The sequence below is a fragment of the Mangrovibacterium sp. genome (assembly GCF_059905295.1).
The window spans coordinates 1-6,108 of record NZ_JBZQJF010000273.1 but is presented as its reverse complement, the minus strand read 5'-3'; the positions used below and the strand labels follow the sequence as shown (position 1 = coordinate 6,108).

Below are 6,108 nucleotides of genomic sequence, written 5' to 3'. Positions count from 1 at the left end.
GAATTCGCAAGTTCCCAATTGTTCCAATTGCAAACGCAATGGGAGCGTGTTGAAATAGTTTGCCATTTTTTTGAGTATTTATTTTATGATTTAAGTCTGTAAATTCAACTTACGTTGATACCGTTTTCGGGTTAGGAAATCCGGAGTTTAAATTTTCGAATACAAAGCAAGGGAATATTCAGTAGAAAGTCGAGTAAAAAAGCTTGAATTTTTGGTAATTTTCATGGATTGCATGAACGTTTGTGAGTTGTGGTGCGTAGTTTTTGTTAAAATTCAGCTATTTAGGGCGTATTTGTTTTGTTCTCGAAATGGTAATTTTTATCGTGAAAGGGAGTGTGATCGGTATTGGAGGGGAGAGTAACCGCTCTCTCGTTTAAAGAATTTGGTGAAGTACGATTGATCATCAAAGTTAAGCTGGTGAGCGATTTCGGCAACACTTAGGTTGGTGTGCACCAGCAATCGTTTTATTTCCAGAATTTGTTTTGCCTTGATGATCTGAGTTGATGTTTTGCCGGTCAGATGTTTGACGGTTTGAGTGAGATGGTTAGGAGTAACAGCCAACATGTCGGCATATTGTTTCAGCGAGAGATTTTGATGATTGTTTTCTTCAACTAAATGATAAAATCGTTTTACCAAAATGTGTCCTTTCCCTTTTCCCGAGATATTTTCCGATGTTTTGTAGCGACTGCTGCAGGTCATTAAAATCAGGTCGAGCAACGAGCGAAGCAGGTTTAGCTTATTTGTGTCGTTGGGATTTAATTCGGTGATGCTTCTTTGAAATAAACCTTCAAGGAATAAAATGTCGCTTTCGTTTTCCAGAATGAGGGGCGGGTTATCCTGTTTCAGATTGTAAAAGAAAGGGAATTCAATCAAGCTGTTTTGGTTGCTGCGGTTAACCAGATAAAAATCAGCAGTAAAGATGAAGATGTATCCTTCAATGTCGTGCGAGAACTCAATTTTGTGTGCTTGTCCGGGCGACATGAAAAACACACAGGGTGGTTTAATATCATAACGGTTTCCATCAATCACATGAAATCCGGAGCCTCGCTTGAGGTACAAAACTTCGAAGAAGTCGTGCCTGTGCGGATATTTCACGCTAAAGTGCCGTTTGGCATCAAACACTTCAACCTGAAACTGCTGACTCTTTCGCTCGTTAGAGCTGAAATTGTCGAGACTGTATACCGGTAAATGTTCGTTGATGGAATTCATGCAGGTTTAGAAATCAATTGACCGGGTGACTTTAAGTCACCCGGTCAATGCTATATACTTTAGTCCATTGCTTCCAATAAAGCGTCGCGTTCTTTTAAGAACTCAGAAAGTCGTTCGATCGGGTCGCGGGTGATGGCGATCCGGCCCGAGCGGATAAATTGAAGCACACCGAACTGGGAAAGATCTTCAAACATCTTTTGTGTTTCTTCTTTATGTCCGGTTTTTTCAATTACGGTGAAATCTTTTGTGATTTCCAAAATACGGGCACCTGAAGTGCGAACCAACTGTTCAATCTGGTCGCTTTCGTAAAGGGCTTCGGTCGGAACTTTGTATAATGCTAATTCCTGGAAAACCATTTCATCGTTTCTGTGGTAGAAAGCTTTTAGTACATCAACCACTTTTTCGACTTGTCCCACCACTTTTTTAATTCGTTCTTCGGTCTCGTTTATCACGACGGTAAATTTTGAAATTCCCGGGATTGCGGAAGCCGATACAGTAAGACTTTCGATATTGATTTTTCTACGTGTGAAAATGATTGTGATTCTATTCAGCAGACCAATGTTGTTCTCCGAGTATATTGTGATGATAAATTCTTGTTTCATAATGAATTTGTTTAAAGATTAAGCTTCAAGAATGATATCGGATACCGAAGCGCCTGACGGTACCATTGGAAATACGTTATCTTCTTTCTCAACAACTACTTCCAATAAATAGGGGCCATCGTGATCCAGCATTTGTTGAATGCCTGCATCCAGGTCATCACGCTTGGTGACTTTGTGGGCTGCCATTCCGAAACCATTGGCGATCATGATGAAGTCCGGGTTGTGTAACTCGGTAAACGAGTAACGTCTGTCGAAAAACAGCTGTTGCCACTGGCGAACCATTCCCAGGAAGTTGTTGTTCAGCAGAATGATTTTTACCGGAAGCTTGTTTTGTACAATTGTCCCCAGTTCCTGTAAGGTCATTTGGAAACCACCGTCACCTACGAAACAGCAAACAGTGCGGTCTTTTGCGCCAAGTTGTGCTCCCATGGCAGCCGGAACTCCGTAACCCATTGTTCCAAGTCCGCCGGAAGTTACATTACTCTTCGATTGCGTGAATTTGAAGTAGCGGGATGCGATCATTTGTTGTTGACCAACATCGGTAACCAGAACGGCATTGTTTTTAACTTTTTCGGAGGTGATGCGAACTGCTTCACCCATTGTCAGGCCGTTTTTGGTTGGGAAGGTATCCTTTTGGATGACTTTCTCCATTTCGATTTTATCGCAGTCGCGGAATTCCTTCAACCATGATTCGTGTTTGTTTTCTTTCACATTCATGGTCAACATTGGGAGTGATTTTTTAGCACTTCCAAGTACGCCTACATCGGCTTTCACGATCTTGTTGATTTCGGCCGGATCAACTTCAAGATGAATGATCTTGGCGTTGGTTGCATATGAACCTACGTTTCCTGTTACACGGTCGTCGAAGCGCATTCCAACTGCAATAATCAGGTCTGCCTCGTTGGTCTTAATATTGGGACCGTAGTTGCCGTGCATACCCAGCATACCCACATTCAACGGATGGTCGCTTGGCATTGCAGAAAGGCCAAGAAGGGTCCATGCGGCCGGGATGCCGGTCTTTTCAACGAACTCCATTAGTTCCTGTTCTGCATCGGCGATGATTACACCTTGCCCGAACAGCAACAATGGTTTTTTTGCTGCGTCGATCAGTTCGGCAGCTTCTTTTATTTTAAAAGGGTCAACCGGATGTTCCGGGATATATGAACGGATTTTTGTACACTTTTTATAGGCGAAATCCAGCTCCTGAAATTGAGCATCTTTAGCGATGTCGAGCAATACCGGACCAGGACGACCTGATTTAGCGATGTAGAAAGCTTTGGCAATAGCTTCCGGTATTTCTGATGCATCGGTAACCTGATAGTTCCATTTGGTAACTGGCATGGACAGGCCAATTACGTCAGATTCCTGAAAGGCATCAGTCCCTAATAAAGGAGATGCAACCTGACCGGTAATACATACCAGCGGGATGGAATCAATTTGAGCATCGGCAAGCCCTGTAATCAGGTTTGTGGCACCAGGACCAGAAGTCGCGAAGCAGACCCCTGCTTTTCCGGAAACTTTAGCGTATCCTTCAGCAGCGTGGATAGCACCTTGTTCGTGACGAGTCAAAATGTGAGTGACCTGTTGATCGAAATCGTAAAGGGCATCGTAAACTGGCATGATTGCTCCGCCCGGATATCCGAAAATAGTATCCACTCCTTCTTCCAGTAATGAAAGAATGATCGCTTGTGATCCTGTGATTCGTTTTGTTGCCATATTAAATTCAAGTTTTGTTGATTTACTAATCTATTAAGCGAACAGCACCTTTATCCGCCGACGATACCAGGCTGGCATAGGCTTTCAGTGCTTTGCTTATATTTCTTTGTCGGCCAACGGGTTTGAATGCATCTTTCCCTTTAGCCTCCTCTTCTTTTCTTCTTTGATCGAGTACTTCCTGGCTAAGCAGAACATTGATTTTACGAGCCGGAATATCAATCTCAATCGGGTCGCCGTCTTTAATTAATGCAATGGCTCCGCCTGCTGCTGCTTCCGGCGATGCGTGACCAATTGATAAGCCTGATGTACCTCCGGAAAAGCGACCATCAGTCAACAGGGCGCATTTTTTATCCAGTTGCATAGATTTCAGATACGATGTTGGGTAAAGCATTTCCTGCATACCCGGACCTCCTTTGGGGCCTTCGTAACGGATGATGACGACATCACCGGCTTGAACTGCATCACCCAGAATACCGTTTACAGCAGCCTCTTGCGATTCAAAAACTCGTGCTGTTCCTTTAAATTGATAAACTGAAGGATCCACACCTGCTGTTTTAACAATACAACCGTCTTCGGCAATGTTGCCGTACAGAACAGCCAAACCGCCATCTTTGTTGTAGGCATGATCCAGGTCGCGGATACAACCACTTGCACGATCGGTGTCAAAATCGGTATAGTAATTTTCCTGAGATCCCATCACCAGGTTGCGGTAACCGCCGGGAGCTGATTTGTAACGTTGGGTGTTTTCTTCTTTTGCAGCGACACTCATGATGTCGTAATGGGAAATCGCCTCGTCCAATGTCAGACCATCGGCACGGGGAACCGAAGTATCCAGATGTCCGCCACGGCTTAATTCGGCGAGAATTCCGAGGATACCACCGGCGCGGTTCACGTCTTCAATGTGATAGTGTCCGTTTGGTGCAACCTTACACAGGTTGGGAGTTATTTTCGATAAATCGTTGATATTCTTCATGGTGAAATCTACGCCTGCTTCGTGTGCAACAGCAAGGATGTGAAGCACAGTGTTGGTCGATCCGCCCATTGCAATATCTAATTTCATAGCGTTTTCGAATGCAGCTTTTGTTGCAATATTACGCGGAAGCACACTGTCGTTGCCATCCTGGTAATATTTGTAGGTGATTTCTACAATTTTTTTGGCTGCTGTTTCGAATAAACGTTTGCGGTTTGCGTGTGTTGCTACAATGGTTCCGTTACCTGGAAGGGATAAACCTAAAGCTTCAGTTAAACAGTTCATTGAGTTTGCTGTGAACATTCCTGAACAGCTTCCGCAAGTAGGGCAGGCATCGCGTTCAACTTTGGCCAGGTAACTTTCGTCAACATTCGGATCGGCACCCAAAACCATGGCGTCAACCAAGTCGAATTTTTTACCTTCTACATCACCGGCTTCCATTGGGCCGCCAGAAACAAAGATTGCCGGAATATTCAGGCGCATAGCGGCCATCAACATTCCCGGGGTAATTTTGTCACAGTTTGAGATACAAACCATCGCATCTACTTTATGCGCGTTGCACATGTATTCAACACTGTCGGCAATAACATCACGCGAAGGAAGCGAATAAAGCATTCCATCGTGTCCCATAGCGATCCCGTCGTCGATCGCAATTGTATTAAACTCGGCTGCAAAGCAACCTTGCTTTTCGATTTCACCTTTAATATATTGGCCAATATCGTGCAGATGGACGTGCCCCGGAACAAATTGGGTAAATGAATTGACGATTGCAATCATTGGTTTCCCAAATTGCTCTTCTTTTACTCCGTTGGCACGCCAAAGGCTGCGTGCACCTGCCATTCTTTTTCCTTCAGTCGTAGTCGCTGATCTTAATTTGTTTTGCATTTGGTTCGTGCTTTGATATTTTCCTAAAAAAAGCCCTTCTCTTCTCGAGAAAGGCTTGTTTATATTTTAATTCAACAACAGGCAGCCTTCCTCAGCAATGACCAAGAATGACGAGGAGGATGACCACCAAATGATATGTCGAATAATGTTTCATAGATCTTATTAAAAATGAAAAAAGCCATTCCCTTTTGTGTGAGAATGGCTACCTGATATACCAACGTGTAACATCCTCACTTCGCTTGCGAAATGACAATTACCAGAATGACAACAACGTTAGATATGATAGCCGAGATTTTCATCTTTTATTTTTATATTGGAACAAAAGTATGAATTAATTTCAAAATGCAAAACTAATTCGTAAGTAAAAGTGGCAGTTTGCTGAAAATCCATTAGTTGAAAGATACTCTGAGTAGGGAAATGTAAAAGATATTTGTTGCTCGTTTCTTATTTGTTGGTCTAACTGCTTTTTATCTGACAAATAGATAATATTTTATGGTCTTTTTTAGTTAGTGGAATGAATCTAAATTTTTGAAGAATGAAGTTGTTGGATGAGCAGGATTTAATATTTATGAGGCGGGCTATTGCTTTGGCCGAGCAGGGGATGAACGCAAAAGCTGGTGGTCCTTTTGGAGCGCTGGTCGTTAAGGATGGAGAAATTATTGCTGAAAACTATAACCGGGTAACTTCGGAGAACGATCCAACAGCGCATGCCGAAGTGCTTGCCAT

Annotated in this window: 5 protein-coding genes; 1 reads left to right on the top strand and 4 read right to left on the bottom strand. The window is 43.2% G+C overall.

All coding sequences use genetic code 11. The features are described 5' to 3' along the window. Nucleotides 1–318: 318 nt before the first annotated feature. From AC37HE_RS13985 to ilvD, 4 genes are read right to left on the bottom strand one after another with little or no spacing between them, the layout of a single operon-like run. Nucleotides 319–1,209 (bottom strand): AraC family transcriptional regulator, encoded by an 891-nt coding sequence (locus tag AC37HE_RS13985; RefSeq protein WP_500783469.1) that lies wholly within the window; start codon nucleotides 1,207–1,209, stop codon nucleotides 319–321. Nucleotides 1,210–1,268: 59 nt separating this feature from the next. Beyond that, the gene (gene ilvN, locus AC37HE_RS13980) at nucleotides 1,269–1,811 is read right to left on the bottom strand and encodes an acetolactate synthase small subunit (RefSeq protein ID WP_500783468.1); all 543 of its coding nucleotides are present in this window, start codon (nucleotides 1,809–1,811) and stop codon (nucleotides 1,269–1,271) included. A gap of 18 nt (nucleotides 1,812–1,829) precedes the next feature. After that, nucleotides 1,830–3,527 carry a biosynthetic-type acetolactate synthase large subunit gene (gene ilvB / locus AC37HE_RS13975; protein WP_500783467.1) on the bottom strand — a complete coding sequence of 566 codons (1,698 nt, stop codon included), beginning with the start codon at nucleotides 3,525–3,527 and terminating at the stop codon, nucleotides 1,830–1,832. A gap of 25 nt (nucleotides 3,528–3,552) precedes the next feature. Next, a complete protein-coding gene (ilvD, locus tag AC37HE_RS13970; RefSeq protein ID WP_500783466.1) occupies nucleotides 3,553–5,382 on the bottom strand; it encodes a dihydroxy-acid dehydratase in 1,830 nt (609 codons plus the stop codon). 535 nt (nucleotides 5,383–5,917) lie between these two features. On the opposite strand from ilvD, the gene AC37HE_RS13965 reads away from it, so the two are divergent. After that, the coding region (locus AC37HE_RS13965; RefSeq protein ID WP_500783465.1) for a deaminase at nucleotides 5,918–6,108 on the top strand (191 nt) is incomplete at its 3' end.